The sequence below is a fragment of the Mesorhizobium sp. P5_C1 genome (assembly GCF_054049815.1).
Window position 1 is genome coordinate 1 of sequence record NZ_JBFULQ010000113.1, and the last position, 14,196, is coordinate 14,196.

General features: G+C 64.3%; 12 protein-coding genes and 1 pseudogene. 1 reads left to right on the plus strand and 12 read right to left on the minus strand.

What is annotated here, in order from left to right:
* A pseudogene (locus tag ACXJ7R_RS11970) lies at nucleotides 1-185 on the plus strand (sugar kinase); the annotation flags it as partial.
* A 15-nt stretch (nucleotides 186-200) separates the two neighbouring features.
* Here ACXJ7R_RS11970 and ACXJ7R_RS11975 read toward each other — a convergent pair.
* From ACXJ7R_RS11975 to ACXJ7R_RS12030, 12 genes are all read right to left on the minus strand, one after another.
* A complete protein-coding gene (locus ACXJ7R_RS11975; protein WP_457152017.1) occupies nucleotides 201-2,216 on the minus strand; it encodes a beta-N-acetylhexosaminidase in 2,016 nt (671 codons plus the stop codon).
* 21 nt (nucleotides 2,217-2,237) lie between these two features.
* On the minus strand, nucleotides 2,238-2,714 hold the full coding sequence (locus ACXJ7R_RS11980; protein WP_457152018.1) for a GNAT family N-acetyltransferase: 477 nt from the start codon (nucleotides 2,712-2,714) through the stop codon (nucleotides 2,238-2,240).
* Between the two features lie 22 nt (nucleotides 2,715-2,736).
* Entirely contained in the window at nucleotides 2,737-3,663 is a 927-nt protein-coding gene (locus ACXJ7R_RS11985) for an ABC transporter ATP-binding protein (protein ID WP_457152019.1), read from the minus strand.
* An 8-nt stretch (nucleotides 3,664-3,671) separates the two neighbouring features.
* Nucleotides 3,672-4,487, minus strand: coding sequence for an ABC transporter ATP-binding protein (locus ACXJ7R_RS11990; RefSeq protein ID WP_457152020.1), 816 nt, complete (start codon nucleotides 4,485-4,487; stop codon nucleotides 3,672-3,674).
* Complete coding sequence (locus ACXJ7R_RS11995) at nucleotides 4,484-5,386, minus strand: ABC transporter permease (RefSeq protein WP_457152021.1); 903 nt, start codon at nucleotides 5,384-5,386, stop codon at nucleotides 4,484-4,486. Before ACXJ7R_RS11995 ends, ACXJ7R_RS11990 begins: the two co-directional genes overlap by 4 nt.
* Nucleotides 5,383-6,366 carry an ABC transporter permease gene (locus ACXJ7R_RS12000; RefSeq protein WP_111543179.1) on the minus strand — a complete coding sequence of 328 codons (984 nt, stop codon included), beginning with the start codon at nucleotides 6,364-6,366 and terminating at the stop codon, nucleotides 5,383-5,385. The genes ACXJ7R_RS11995 and ACXJ7R_RS12000 overlap by 4 nt, the downstream gene beginning before the upstream one ends.
* A 192-nt stretch (nucleotides 6,367-6,558) precedes the next feature.
* Nucleotides 6,559-8,289 carry an ABC transporter substrate-binding protein gene (locus ACXJ7R_RS12005; RefSeq protein WP_457152022.1) on the minus strand — a complete coding sequence of 577 codons (1,731 nt, stop codon included), beginning with the start codon at nucleotides 8,287-8,289 and terminating at the stop codon, nucleotides 6,559-6,561.
* 307 nt (nucleotides 8,290-8,596) lie between these two features.
* Nucleotides 8,597-9,484, minus strand: a complete 888-nt coding sequence (locus ACXJ7R_RS12010) for an ABC transporter permease (protein WP_457152023.1) — start codon at nucleotides 9,482-9,484, stop codon at nucleotides 8,597-8,599.
* Nucleotides 9,481-10,440 (minus strand): ABC transporter permease, encoded by a 960-nt coding sequence (locus tag ACXJ7R_RS12015; protein ID WP_457152024.1) that lies wholly within the window; start codon nucleotides 10,438-10,440, stop codon nucleotides 9,481-9,483. The genes ACXJ7R_RS12010 and ACXJ7R_RS12015 overlap by 4 nt, the downstream gene beginning before the upstream one ends.
* Nucleotides 10,441-10,513: 73 nt before the next feature.
* Nucleotides 10,514-12,151 carry an ABC transporter substrate-binding protein gene (locus ACXJ7R_RS12020; protein WP_457152025.1) on the minus strand — a complete coding sequence of 546 codons (1,638 nt, stop codon included), beginning with the start codon at nucleotides 12,149-12,151 and terminating at the stop codon, nucleotides 10,514-10,516.
* A 40-nt stretch (nucleotides 12,152-12,191) separates the two neighbouring features.
* On the minus strand, nucleotides 12,192-12,968 hold the full coding sequence (locus tag ACXJ7R_RS12025; RefSeq protein WP_457152026.1) for a DUF427 domain-containing protein: 777 nt from the start codon (nucleotides 12,966-12,968) through the stop codon (nucleotides 12,192-12,194).
* 15 nt (nucleotides 12,969-12,983) lie between these two features.
* A partial coding sequence (locus tag ACXJ7R_RS12030; protein ID WP_457152027.1) for an LLM class flavin-dependent oxidoreductase occupies nucleotides 12,984-14,196 on the minus strand: 1,213 nt, incomplete at its 5' end.

Sequence of the window (14,196 nt, forward strand, 5' to 3'; positions counted from 1 at the left end):
AGCTCCTGGCCAGCCGGCTCGACCCCTTGTACCTCTCGGTCAGCTCGACCAGCGCCCGCACCGTGCCGCGTGTCCTTGTCGGCGCCGCCGGCAAGGACACTTCGGTTCTTGGTGCCGCCGCGCTGCCGATCTTTTCCGAGACCAACCCGCAGTTCGACGTCCTGCAAAAGCCGCACGCCGGCTAGGCGAACTGGAGGTTGCTAGGTCGCCCCGTAGAGCACCGGCATCAGCCCGGCGAGCGCCTTGAACCGTTCCCAGGACTTTCTCTCCGGCTGCGTCCAGCCTGTTTCCGCCAGCGCCGAGATGCGGGGAAACACCAGCCGGTCGAAGACGGCGCGGTCGGTCATCGGCTCCGACCAGATGCAGGCCTGCACGCCGAGCAGTTTCGTCTTCTGCGCGTCCGTCCAGCCCTCGACAGGATCGAAGCCATACAGCTTTTCCGGATCGGACCAGCCGGCCCAGGCCGCACCCGGTTCCGACCAGGCCGGACTGTTGGCCATGTCGAGGTAATAGACCTGGCCGGGGCACACCACCATCGCATAGCCCTCGCCCGCAAGTGCGGACGACGCTTCGACCGTTCGCCAGCCGCAGAGGTAGCTTTTCTGCTTGTCGATGACATTGCCGTGCGCCGCCTCTTGCCAGCCGCCGGTGACGCAGCCGCGAGACGCAAGGAACGATTGTATGCGCTTGAGAAACTCGGCCTGCAGCACCGCCGCGCCCGAGCCGTCGATCTCATCGGCGCCGTGCGTGTTGGTGACCACGTTGAGACGCTTGGCATGAGCGACCGCCAGCCCCTCGCCGCCAACCTCGGTGAGCCGCGCCAGCGCTTGCGGCGAACCGGACCAGGCGCCCAGCGGCACCTCGTCGGCGCCGACATGGATGGTCTTGAACGGAAACAGCTCGATCAAATCGTCGAGGATTTTCTCCAGCACAATGTAGGTCTCCGGCCGTGCCGGATTGATGCAATTGTTGGGAAACCCCTGCACCGAGAAATACTCGCCGCTCTCGCCGGGATCGCGCAGCTCCGGTATCGCCTGCAGCATCGCATAGCAATGCCCCGGTACGTCGATCTCCGGCACGACCGCGATGCCGAGTTGGCCGGCAAGGTCGACGACCTCGCGCACGGCAGCCTTGGTGTAGTAGCCCCCGCTCGGCTCGGAGCCCGAGCCCAGCAAGGGTGGCACCGGCAACCCATGGCCGCGCCACGCGCCGACTTTCGTCAGCTCGGGATAGGCCGATATTTCGACCCGCCACGCCTCGTCGTCGGACAGATGCCAGTGGAACCGGTTGAGCTTGTTCCAGGCAAGGATGCGCAGGAAGGTCTTGATCTCGGCCGTTGCGTAGAACTGCCGGGCGACGTCGAGATGCGTGCCGCGCCAGCCCAGCGCCGGCTCATCGCGGATTTCGCCTTCGGCCGGGAAGAGAAACGTCTCGGGGTGCGATCGCGCCCCGCGCAGGATCTGGCCGAGCGTGACCAGCCCGTAGAACAATCCGGTTCTCGTTCCCGCCGAAACCGCGACCCCATCAGCTGAAAAGCGGATCGCATAGGCTTCCGGGCCAAATCCGTCCGTGATGCCGAGATCGACCGGCAAGCCGCCTTCGGCCTCGTTGCGCACAATGCCTTCGACGGCAAACAGGCTGTCGACAAGGTCACCGAACGCGCCGGCGGCATCGGCGGCTGCCGTTCCCTTCGGCCGAAGTGCCAGACCTTGCGGAACAGCGCGTCGGCCGGAGACGGAAACGGTGCGCGGCCACGGTATGATCGAAACCGGCACAGGCGCCTGCGCGGGCACCGGATAGATTTCGGCGCCGCGCTTCAACACCGCATTGTCGCCGATCGCCTTGGTCGGACCTAACGCAACTGGGGCAACGGTGCCATCGGCAAGCACGAGGTAGGCAGCGGTGGCGCCGTCGGTCCAGTGCCGCAGCGGATAGCTCAGCCCGTGCGCGGTGACGGTCCATGTCTCACGCGGCTGCAGCACGAAACCGTCTGGCGGCGCGAATTCGGAATGGTTGGACAGCCGTTCCGAAAGCCTGCCGCCTTCAACGGTGACGGCCGGATCGATGCGGGCCGGGCCGCTGACGCACAGCCGAAAACCTTCGATGGCCTTCGACGACAAATTGGTGAGCGTCAGCGAATAGGCGAGCTTGTCGGTGGCGGTGGCCGGTGCCCAGGTCGTTTCCAGACGGAATGCGGATTTGGATTGAAGCGTCATGACAAGCTTTCGAACAAGAGATCAGGGATGGGTGTTGAGCAAGCCGGCATAGACCCCGGGTTCGGAGTCCGGGATCTGCGTCGCGCCGACGGTGCGCTCGTAGAATTCGGACGGACCGACATCGCCGATGATGGCGTAGCCATAGCCCATGACCCGCATGTCGAGCAGCGTTGCCAGCAGCAGCGCGTGGCCGATGCCGGCGCCGCGCGCGGCCTCGCCGACGCCGGTCGGGCCGAAGAAGCCACGCGCGATCGAATCATAGACGGCAAAGCCGACCAGCTCGCCGTCGCGTGTCGCCAGGAAGCACGAGGCCGGCTGGCGCGAAAATGCCACCGTCGTCTCGCTCGACCAGCCGGCGTTGAAGGTTTGCCGCACCCAGCCAGTCACCAGTTCGAGTTCCGGCGCCAACGCCCGGCGAATGGTGACGGCGACACGGCGGACACGCGCATCAAGTTCGGGATCGGGCGAAAGCAGCGAAAGATTGACCAGATAATCCATGGAGACCCTATGGCGTTGATTTTCAGGACACCGCGCCCAGCGCGCGCACGAAATGGTTGGGACCGACCTTGTTGACCACAGTCGAGGATGGCCGGCTCAGGCGTCGCACCTCCTCGGCGTGACCGAGAAAGCGGGCGCTGTCACCAGCCACGAACGGCCGATCGGGGTCCGGCACCGCCGAAAGCAGCAATTGCGTGTAGGGATGGCGGGCATCACCGATCACCGAGAGTGTATCACCCCACTCGACCATCTGGCCGGCGAACATCACGATCACCTCTTCGGCGACATGGGCGGCGGTGGCGATGTCATGCGTGATGTAGAGTAGCGCCAGTTGCCGCTCCTGCTTTATGCGCGCCAGGAGTTCGAGGATGCCGAGGCGGATCGAGACATCGAGCATCGAGGTCGGCTCGTCGGCGACCAGCACGTCGGGCTGCACGGCGAGCGCTCGCGCGATGTTGACGCGCTGGCGCTGGCCTCCCGACAGTTCATGCGGAAACTTGTGCGCGGTCAGCGCCGGCTCGAGGCCGACCCAGTTGAGGAGATCGGCGACACCCTTCACCTGCTCCGCCTTGCTCCTGGCATGGCCATGCAGCGCCAGCGGTCGCGCCAGATGATGCTGTACCGAAAACACCGGGTTGAGCGAGGCGAACGGATCCTGGAACACCATCTGCACGGCGCGGCGGTAGGCCTTTTCCTCGGCGGCCGTGCCGGTCCGCGTGATGTTGCGGCCGCGATAGAGCATCTCGCCGCCGGTCGGCTTATCCATGCGTGCGATGATGCGGGCGCAGGTGGTCTTGCCGCAGCCGGATTCTCCAACCAGCGCCAGCGCATGGCCGCCCTTCAGCGACAGCGAGACACCGCGCAACGCCTGCACCAGGCCGAAGCTGCGCTCGATGCCGTCCAGCCTGACGATCGGCTCGGCCGCGATGGCTGCTGGGGGAACAGTCATCACGGCATTCATGTGATCGCGTCCTTCACCGAGGGATGGCCGGGCAGTTGCGGGATCGCGCCCCAAAGCTTTCGCGTGTAGTCGTGCGCCGGCGCGCGGCTGACCTGCCTGACATCGCCGACCTCGACCAGTTCGCCCTTCAGCATCACTCCGATGCGGTGACAGAGCTGCGCCATCAAATGCAGGTCATGGGTGATGAACAGCACCGAGAAACCATAGCCGCGCTGCAGGTCGATGACCTGTTCGAGGATTTCGCGCTGCACGACCACGTCGAGCGCGGTCGTCGGCTCGTCCATGATGATCAGCTCCGGCTTGAGCGCCAGACAGATGGCGATGACGATGCGCTGGCGCATGCCGCCTGAGAACTGGTGCGGATAGTCGGTCAGCCGGCTGACCGGAATGCCCACCAGCTTGAACATCTCTTCGGCGCGCGCCCGCGATTTTTCGCGCGACGAGCCGGTATGCCGGCGCAGCACGTCGTGGAACTGCGCCTCGACCCGCATCAGTGGATTGAGCGAATTCATCGCGCTCTGGAACACCATGCCGATCCGTCGCCAGCGCACCTCCTGCAGGCGGCTTTCCGGCAGTTTCAAAAGATCCTGGCCGTCGAGCAGGATCTCGCCGCCCGCCACCCAGGCCGGCGCCTTGGCCAGCCGTGTGATGGCGTAGGCGATCGTGCTCTTGCCGCAGCCGGATTCGCCGGCGAGCCCGAACAATTCGCCGCGGCCAATGTCGAAGGACACGTTCTTGACGGCGCGGAAGGCGCCCTTATCCAAAAGATAGTCGACGCTGAGGTCGCGGATTTGCAGCAGCGCCTCGTTCACCGTGCCGCCCCCAGTTCGCGCTTGCGCAGACGGCTGAGGCGCAGCCAGCGGCTGAGCGCCGGACCGGAGCGCAGCTGTGGATTGGCAATCTCGTCGAAGGTGAAGTTCAACAGCGCGAGGCCGAGGCCGACGAGCGCGATGCCGGCGGCCGGCGCGCTGATGTCCCACCAGGCACCGACGATGATGGCGGAGGAATTCTGCGCATTGTAGAGCATCGTGCCCCAGGTGACGTTGAGCGGATCGCCGAAGCCGAGATATTCGAGCGTCGTCTGCGCGACGATGGCATAGATGATCGAGCCAACGATGTTGATGCCGATCAGCGGCACCAGATTGGGCAGGATCTCGACGAAGATGATGCGCCAGGACGGCTCGCCGACCATGCGCGCCGCGGTGACGAACTCGCGGTTGCGAAGCGCCATCGTCTGCGACCGCGTCATGCGCGCGCCCCACGGCCACGAGGTCAGAGCGATGATCATCATGATGGCGACCGGACCGACCGTGCCGGCGAAGGAAGCAAGCAGGATCAAGAGCGGGATATTGGGGATGACCAGCACCGCATTGGTGATCAGGTCCAGCGTCGCATCGGTGCGGCCGCCGAAATAACCGGCGACCAGCCCGATGATGGTGCCAAGTGCGGTGATGAACAGCCCGGTGGCAAAACCGACCGCCAGCGACGGGCGCGCGCCCCAGACGAATTGCGCATAGACGTCGCGGCCCATCTTGGTGGTGCCGAAATAATGCTCGACGGTCGGCGGCTGGTGCGAGCGGCCGACACGCTCGCCCGGATCGGTCGGCGCCAGGATGGGTGCGAAGAGCGCCATCAGGCAGAGCGCGGCGACGATGATCAGGCCGGCGACGGCCTTCTTCTGCCGCCACAGAAGTTGCCAACCGAAATTCATGCCCGTTCCTCCCGGATGCGCGGATCGACGACACCGTAGAGGATGTCGACCAGCAGATTGGCGCCGAGTGTCGCCATCGTCATCAGCAGCAGCTGGCCCTGGATGACCGGATAGTCGCGCGCCACGCTTGCAGTGAACAGCGTCAGCCCCAGGCCAGGATAGTTGAAGACGATCTCGGTGACGATCGAGCCGCCGAACACCGCGCCCAGCATCAGCGCCAGATTGGTCAGCACCGGCAGCATGGCGTTTCGCGCCGCATAGGAGAACATCACCGCGGTCTCGCCGAGCCCCTTGGCGCGGCCCATGGTGACATAGTCCTCGCCGAGCACCGATATCATCGAGGAGCGCATCGTCGTCTGGAATTCACCGATCAGATAGGGCGACAGCGTCAGCACCGGCATCACCGCGTGCCAGAAGACGCTGCCGAAAAAAGTGAAGTTCAGGCCCGGATCGAGGTCGGGATTGTAGGCATAGCCGACCGGGAACCAGCGCAGCGTCACGCCAAAGGTGAACAGGGTCGCCAGTCCGATGATGACCGGCGGGATTGCGATCAGCACGACAGAAAACGGCGAGACGAACGCATCGAAGCGTCCGCCTCGCCGCCAGGCTGCCACTGCGCCGAGGGAGACTCCGACGCAGAGGGAAAAGATGATCGCCGTGGTGACCAGGAACGCGGTCCAGCCGGCCGAACGGGCGAGGACCTGGGTGACGGTCTGCGGGTAGTATTTGACCGACACGCCGAGATCGAGCCGGGCGAGGCCGGTGATGTAGTCGACGAATTGTCCCAGGATCGGCTGTTCGACGGCACCGAAGCGGGCCTTGATCGCCTCGATCGCCGCCGGTGTCGCGCGCGGCCCAAGCTGTGCGATCATGCCGTCGACCGGGCTTCCCGGCATCAGCCGGGGAACGGTGAAATTCATCACGATGGCAAACAGGAAGGCGACGAAATAGACCCCAAGCCGTCGAAGAGGAATCCGCATCGGCTGTTCCTTGTGCTCGATTGCCTTCTCCGTTTGGCGGAGAAGCTGTCGCTGGAAGCGACGGACGAAGAAGCGGCTGCAGGCATCTTACCATGTCCGGCATCCGGCCTCGCGTCGACCGCCGCCGAAGCCAGGATTTTGCGACACGGACCCCCTCTCCCCTCATGAGGGGAGAAGGGCATTACTTCAGACTTATTGTACCGGCTTCAGGCGCAGCAGATGCATCAACCGCATGCGGTTGTTGTCGTGGTTCTCCGGGTTCATCACCGGTTCGTCCTTGGTCACCCAGCCGGTGAAGCGCTTGGTCGAATACTGATACCAGGTCGGTCCGTTGAACACCGGCACCACCGGGAAATTGTCGGCGATGATCACCTGCACCTGGTCGAACAGCTTCTTGCGGTCTTCGTCGGTGGTCGCTTTGCGGTAGGCGTCGAATACCTTGTCCAGTTCCGGATCGGAGTAGCGCGACGGCGCACTGGTGATGCGCCCGGCAAAGGCCGTCGACAGCGACTGGTAGTAGCCGCGGAACGGCGTCGGTCCGTCGGCGCGGGAGTTCATGACCGCATCGAACGAGCCGTCGAGAATCTGCTTTTGCCACTGTTCGTATTCCGGTGTCGCCACCGAGGCGTTGATGCCCGCCTTGCGCAGGCCTTCTGTGGCGATCTGCACAGCGTCGATCCAGTCGGTCCAGCCATTGGGAACGATGATCGCGAAGGCGATCGGCTGGCCCTTCGGCGTGGTGCGCATGCCGTCGGCGCCCTTCTTGTAGCCGGCGTCGTCAAGCACTTTGTTGGCCTTGTCGACGTCGTAGGTCATCCACACATCCTTGTCGCCTTCGGCCGCCTTGTTGCGCCAGGCGTCGAAGCGCGGCGGCAGGCCGCTGGCGTGCAGGTTGACCACCGGATAGCCAAAGCCGGCAATGTCCACCATCGCCGTGCGGTCCATGACCAGGCTGAAAGCGTGACGGAAATTGATGTCGTTGAAGGCCTCGGCCAGCGCCGGATTGGCGGTCTTGAAGTTCACCTGGAAGGCGATGGTTTCCGCCGGCGGCTGCCAGTAGCCATTGTGGTCCTTGTCGAGCGCGACATAGGTCTTGTCGATCTCGGGCAGGAACGAGCCGATCCAGTCCATCGAGCCTTCCGGCAGCAGTGCCAGCATCTGGTCGTTGCCGGAGATCTGCGGCAGCTTCAGGCAGTCGACATGCAGCGAGGCGGCGTCCCAGTAATTCGGGTTGCGGCATTGCTCATAGACCTGCGGCGTGAAACGGCGGATCTCGGTCATCGGGCCGGAGCCGATCGGCTTCTCGTTCTTGAAGGCAAGCGGATCGGCGACATCCTTCCAGATGTGTTCGGGCACGACAGGGAAATCGGCCATCGATTCCGGGAAATGCGTGTCGACGTCCTTCAGAGTGATCTTCACTTCGGTCGGCGAAGGCGCTTCGACCGAGGCAACGCTGCCGCCGACGCCGACAATGTCGACCGCCGGGTTCTTCAGCATGAGTTCGAGCGTGAATTTCATGTCGGCCGAGGTCAGCGGTTGACCGTCGGACCATTTGACGCCGTCGCGCAGCGTGTAGGTGATCGATTTCAGATCGTCGGAGAATTTGTAGCCCGTCGCCAGCCGGAAGATCGGCTTGCCGCTGTCATAGTCGTTGTAGATGACGAGCGGCTCGTAGACGAAATCCATCGTGCTCTGGCGGCGCCCGCCAAGGTCGAAGGGGTTGAAGTTCTGCACCCAGCTCGTCTGTTCCTCGATGTGCATGGCGAGCACCGATTCGGCGGACGCCGGTCGCGCGCCGAAGGAGAAAGTCGTGGCGATGGTCGCGGCGACGAAAGCCGTGCCGATCAACAGCCGCCGGCGGGAAACAGCCGTCGACGGGTCTTGCAGGGAACGCATATGCGGGTCTGGCAGCCTGGCAGTCATACTTCATCTCCCATTGTTGATCGGCATTTCCGCCTCTTCGGGCGAGTAACGTAAATCAATTTGATTTAATCCTAGGAGGTAAAGGGGGCCAGCGTCAACGGCTCTGTTCGACCGTCCCCATGAAGCACGCTCCCGCCCTATCGAAACGTGCGCAACGATGGAAGGTTTTGTCGGCGGAAAGACCGGGATCGCGATGCGGAGGGATCGCGTCGCGCCCGATCCCAGGTGCTCAACGCACCGGTGTCACAGGGCGATCATTGTGACGGGATGGCTTCCCTCTCCGCCGCCGGCGGAGAAGCATCAAAGCTCAGACATCGCTATTTTCGAAGGCGCCTATGCCTTGTGCGATGAGGTTGGTCGCCATCACCAGCGAGACGATTGCCGAGGAATTGAAGACGACGACCCACCATTTGCCGCCGGTCAGGAAGCCGTAGCCGTCCGCGACGGCCAGTCCCCAGTCGGCGGAAGGCGGCTGGATGCCGAGGCCGAGAAAGCTCAGCGTGGCGATCGAGAAGAACGCGTACCCGAGCCGGGTGACGAGCTCGATGAGGATCGTTTCCCGAATATTGGGCAGTATCTCCAGGAACATGATGGCGAGAGCACCCTCCCCGCCAAGCCGGGCGGCGCTGACATAATCGCGCTGCTTCTGCTCGCGCACGGCGGCGCGAACGGTCCGCGCCACCAGCGGCGCGTAGGCAATGGCGATCACCAGAACAACGGTCAGGTTCGATGGGCCGATCGCGACAAGCGTCATGGTCACGAGAACGATGAACGGAAACGCCATCAGCGTGTCGAGCAGCCGCGCCCCGATGGCATCGACCAAGCCATCGAAATAGCCGAGCACCAGCCCGATGATGCTGCCGGCGGTGACACCGGCAAGCGTGGCGAGCGGCGCAACCAGCAGGATATCGCGCGATCCGACGACGATGCGGGACAGCACGTCGCGGCCGAGTTGGTCGGTGCCGAACCAATGCACGGCATCGGGCGGCGTCAGCATCGCCAGAAAATCCTCGGCATAGGGATCGTAGGGAACGAAGAGATTGCCGAACAGCGCGCACGCGATCCAGAACAGCAGCACCAGCGAACCGGCCACGACCGACGGAGGCAGTCCGGCAAAAGCGCTGCCGATCCTGCGCGTCGCCGCCAAGCCGACCGCCGCGCGCCGCGGCGCGGGAAACTCCGCCAGGTCCGTCATGACAAAGCCCTTCGGCGTTGTCGCGGATCGAGCAAGGCCAGCACGAGGTCGCCTGCCGCCGCCGACAGCACGAATATTGCCGCCATCACCAGCACGCCGGCTTCAAGCATCGGGAAATCGCGTGCCTTGGCCGCGTTCAGAACCAGATTGCCAAGGCCCTGGATACCGAACAGCGCTTCGATCACCACCAGCCCGCCAAGCATGTAGCCGGTCTGGGTCGCAAGCACCGCGATGGTCGGCGTCAGCGCATTGCGCAGCACATGTCGAAAAATGATCTCGCGCCGCTCGAGCCCCTTTAGCACGGCGGTGCGTGTATAGTCGGCGGCCATCGCCTCGATCACGCCGGCCCGCGTCATGCGGGCGATATAGCCGGCAAGGTTCAGCACCAGCGGCAGCGCCGGCAGGATCAAATAGTAGCCATTCGTCCAGAAGCCCGCGCCATCGGGCGCGACGCCCGAGATCGGGAACCAGTTCAGCCACAGGCCGAAAACGATAAGCAGCATCAGACCGGACACAAAGTCCGGGACAATGCCGAAGGAAACGCCCGCCATCACGATCAGCCGGTCGATGAAGCGGCCCGCATTGAGACCGGCGATGACGCCGGCGCCGACCCCTAGCGGAACAAGCAAAACCAGGATGATGCCGGCAAGCGCCGCGGAGCGCTTGAGGCTTTCCAGCACGAACGGCGCCACCGGTCCGCCCATCGACAGGGAGGTGCCGAAATCGCCGGTGAGTGCGTTGCCGAACCAGCGCCAGTACTGGACGAGAACCGGCTGGTCGACGCCGAGCCGCTTGTTCAGTTCCGCCACCGCTTGCGCATCGGCAAACGGCCCGAGCATGACGCGGCCGACATCGCCGGGCAGAACCTGCCCGGCAAAGAAGACCAGTATGCTGACGAGCCACAGCGTGAGCAGAAGTGTGCCCGCGCGCGCCGATACGGTGCGGCCACTCAGCATCGCGTCTTGCCGCCTTGCCTTGAACCAGTCCCATCCCGATGGAATCGGAATGGGACGTCTCCTCGCTTGAGCATCATGCCTGGACGAAGGTAACGCGGTCGAGCAACAGGTGCGAAATCGCCGTGAAGCGCACGCCCTCGACCTTGGTGCTGGTGATCCGGCTGTACTGCGAGAAGTAGCTGATGATCGCCGGCGTTTCGTCAAGCAGGAGGGTCTGGATCTTGCCGGCGGCAAGGCGCTGGGCGTTGAGGTCGCGTGCCTTGGAGTAGTCGAGCAGCAGAGCATCGTAGGCCGGATTTTTGAAATGCGCCGCGTTCCAGGCCCCCGAACTCTTCAGGGTCGCGTTGAGGAAGATGTCGGGCGTGCCGCGATGGCCGTAGTCGGTGATGCCGAGAACCGAATCCAGCCAGGGCGAACTGCCGAAGGTCGCCGAGCCGTAATAGGCGTCCTGTGGCAGGACATTGAGCTTGACGTCGATGCCGGCCTTCTTGGCGAAGTTCTGGATGATCACCGCATAGTCGGGAATGTCATAGGCGCGCTCGGTGGTCAGCGTCACTTCGAAGCCATTCGGCACGCCCGCCTCGCCCAGCAACCGCTTGGCCTCGGCGATATCCTGCTTGCGCTGCGGCACCGACGGGTCGGCGGAGGGGAAGACCGGCGCGAACGGGGTGTCGTTGCCGACGATGGCGCGGCCTTTCAGCAGCCTCTTTACGATCGCCTCGCGGTCGAGCGTAAGCGCCAGCGCGCGACGGATGCGCTTGTCGGTGAACGGCGCCTGGTCGGTCCGCAGGTGCACCTGGTCATGCGAGCTTGCCTGCACGCTCAGCAGCTTGAAGTTGGGATTGCCCTCGATCGCCAGTTCCAGCCGCGTCGTGCTCGGGATGACGTCGAGCTGGCCGGCCTGCAGCGCCAGCACCTGGGCCTGCTCGTCGTCGAAGAACTTGATCTCGACACGGTCAGGCAGCGCCTTGTCGCCCCAGTAGTCTGGATTGCGCACGAAGCTCGCGCCCTGCTTAGGACGGAAGGATTCGAGCTTGAACGGGCCGGTGCCGTTGAAGGTCTTCTCGAAATCGCCGGCGTAGTCGGCCGGCAGGATGACGGCATTGTAGACGTCGGAGGAGACATAGAAGGGGAAGTTGCTGTTGGGACCGTCGAGGTCGAATGCGACGGTTTCGTCGTCCACCAGCTTGGCGCCGCCCTTGGACAGGATGCCCTTGTAGGCCGACAGCGCCGACGAGCCGCTGGCCGGATCGACAAGCCGCTCGAAGCTAGCCACCACGTCCTTGGCGGTGACCGTGCGGCCGTCGTGGAATTTCACCCCCGGACGCAGTTTGAAGGTCCAGCGGCTGGCGGTCTCGTCGGCCTCCCAGGACAAAGCGAGCTTCGGCTGCAGCCCGTCCTTGGGATCGTCGAGGATCAAATATTCACCGACCTGGCTGATCACTCCGATGCTGGCCGGATCGGTGACCGACACGGGATCGATCGCCTTGGTCGGCTGGCCGAGCCCGACGCGGACAATGCCGCCGGCAGCGGCTGATGCGCGCGCGCCTCCAAGTCCCTGCGACGCGGCAAAGCCTGTGAGGCCGAGCAGCGCTGCGTATTTCAGCAGATCGCGGCGCTTGAGGAAGCCGCCCTGATATTCRTCGACGGCGACATTCCAGATGTCCCCCGACAGATTGCGAAGTGCGTCGATATCTCTGTGTTTGGTCATGTTCTAAACCCCTGTCTGAAATGAAGATTGAAAAGCTGCTCTATGCGACGGGTTCGCCGTCGAGATGGATGCGATCCACGGCCTGCGGGTAGAAGGCGACGAGGCCCTTGATCTTGGGCATCTCGGCGATCGGGTCGCGGTAGCTCCAGGCGATGTCCGGGCGCACCGAACCGTCGCTGACGAGCCCGGACCAATAGGAAGCGATGCCCTTGTAAGGACATCGCGTCGTTGTGGCGGACGCCGTCAGCCGCTCCAGATTGATGTCATCCGGATGCAGGTAGAAGCGCGTCGGCAGATGCGTCTCGAACAGCAGCACCGGGCGGTGGCTGTCGGCGATCGGAGCGCCGTCGAACCAGACCTGCACATGGCTCGCGCTTTGCAAAACATCGATGCGGGCATAGGGATCGCGGGCATGGACGAAGACCTCTTCGTCCTCCTCGAACCACTGGTCGACGAGCTTCCAGCTGAAGGCGATGCGACCGGCGAGCGGCGACAGGTTTTCACCCGGCGGCGACACGAACGACCAGGCCGCGTTGGCGCTGCGCCTGTCGCCGGTGTCGATATCCCAGTAGGCCGTCTCGCCACCGACCGCGTGCGGCTCGCGATGCAGTGAGGGCTTCAGCACCGACGCATCGACCGACGCCACCGGGAAGAAATAGATCGGCAGGAAGTGGTTGGAGCGCAGCACCAGCACGTTGCGGCTGTCGGCGATGGTGCGGCCGCCGAATTTGACGCGCACGCGCTTGGGGCTGTGCAGGACATTGACGAGATGCGGCGCGGTCGCTTCGCGCGGCTGCAGTCTGGGTGCGGCGGTCATCTGCGGTCTCCGGGGTCAGGACACGGCGCGCGCATTATCGCGCTGCTCGGCGAAGCGGTTGGCGGGCCGCGCCAGGCCGAAACGGTCGCGCAGCGTTCCCGGCGCGTACTCGGTCGGGAACACGCCGCGGCGCTGCAGCTCCGGCACCACCTGCTCGGCGAAATTCACCCAGTCCTCGGGCAGCAGCGGGAACATCAGGTTGAAGCCGTCGGCGGCACCCGAGACGTACCAATCCTGCAGCTGGTCGGCGATCTGCGCCGGCGTGCCGGCTACGGTCGGCACCGAGCCGCTGTTGGCAAGCTTGCGGGCAATCTCGCGCAGGCTGAGATTCTGCTTCGACCACTGCCGGACCCGGTAGAGCGACGTGCGTCCGCCATTGAAGGTGCTCTCGTCCGGCAGCGGCGGCAGCGGCCCGTCCGGCGGATAGACGGAGAGATCGATGCCGCTCCAGCTCGACAGAAGGTCAATGCCGACCTGGTCGGGAAGCAAGGTCTGCAGATACTCCTGCTTTTCCCGGCCTTCCGCCTCGGAGGCGGCAACGATCGGCAGGATGCCCGGCAGGATCTTGAAGCTCTCCGGCCGCCTGCCGTGACGGGCAAGACGCTCGTTGATGTCCTGGCGATACTTGATGCCGTCTTCCCTGGTGCTGAAGATGGCAAAATGCACATCGGCCTGGGCGGTGGCAAAGTTCTTGCCGTCCTCGGACGAGCCGGCCTGGACGATCAGCGGATGGCCCTGCGGCGGCCGCGAGACGTTGAGCGGTCCGCGCACCTTGAAGTGCTTTCCCTTGTGGTCGATCGGGTGGACCTTGTCGGGATCGGCGAAATAGCCCGACGCCTTGTCGATCAGTAATGCTTCGTCTTCCCAGCTGTCCCACAGCGCCTTGACGATATCGAGGAATTCGGCTGCGCGCTCATAGCGGAATGCATGTTCGATATTGCCGTCGCGGCCGAAATTGCGCGCCTCCTCGTCCATGGCCGAGGTGACCACATTCCACGACGCCCTGCCCTTGCTGATATGGTCGAGCGAGGCGAACATGCGCGCCACATTGTAGGGCTCGCTGTAGGAACTCGACGCCGTGGTGATCAGGCCGATATGCCTGGTCACACCGGCCAGCGCCGACAGCAGCGTCAAAGGCTCGAGTCGGGCATTGGCGTAGTGGGCGATGCCGCTCTTGACCGAATCCCAGATCGACACGTGGTCGGCGACGAAGATGGTGTCGATCTTT

Bases quoted from the DNA above. Each gene is read 5' to 3' on its own strand.
- ACXJ7R_RS11975 (WP_457152017.1), bottom strand. From the start codon at position 2,216: ATGACGCTTCAATCCAAATCCGCATTCCGTCTGGAAACGACCTGGGCA.
- ACXJ7R_RS11980 (WP_457152018.1), bottom strand. From the start codon at position 2,714: ATGGATTATCTGGTCAATCTTTCGCTGCTTTCGCCCGATCCCGAACTT.
- ACXJ7R_RS11985 (WP_457152019.1), bottom strand. From the start codon at position 3,663: ATGACTGTTCCCCCAGCAGCCATCGCGGCCGAGCCGATCGTCAGGCTG.
- ACXJ7R_RS11995 (WP_457152021.1), bottom strand. From the start codon at position 5,386: ATGAATTTCGGTTGGCAACTTCTGTGGCGGCAGAAGAAGGCCGTCGCC.
- ACXJ7R_RS12000 (WP_111543179.1), bottom strand. From the start codon at position 6,366: ATGCGGATTCCTCTTCGACGGCTTGGGGTCTATTTCGTCGCCTTCCTG.
- ACXJ7R_RS12005 (WP_457152022.1), bottom strand. From the start codon at position 8,289: ATGACTGCCAGGCTGCCAGACCCGCATATGCGTTCCCTGCAAGACCCG.
- ACXJ7R_RS12010 (WP_457152023.1), bottom strand. From the start codon at position 9,484: ATGACGGACCTGGCGGAGTTTCCCGCGCCGCGGCGCGCGGCGGTCGGC.
- ACXJ7R_RS12015 (WP_457152024.1), bottom strand. From the start codon at position 10,440: ATGCTGAGTGGCCGCACCGTATCGGCGCGCGCGGGCACACTTCTGCTC.
- ACXJ7R_RS12025 (WP_457152026.1), bottom strand. From the start codon at position 12,968: ATGACCGCCGCACCCAGACTGCAGCCGCGCGAAGCGACCGCGCCGCAT.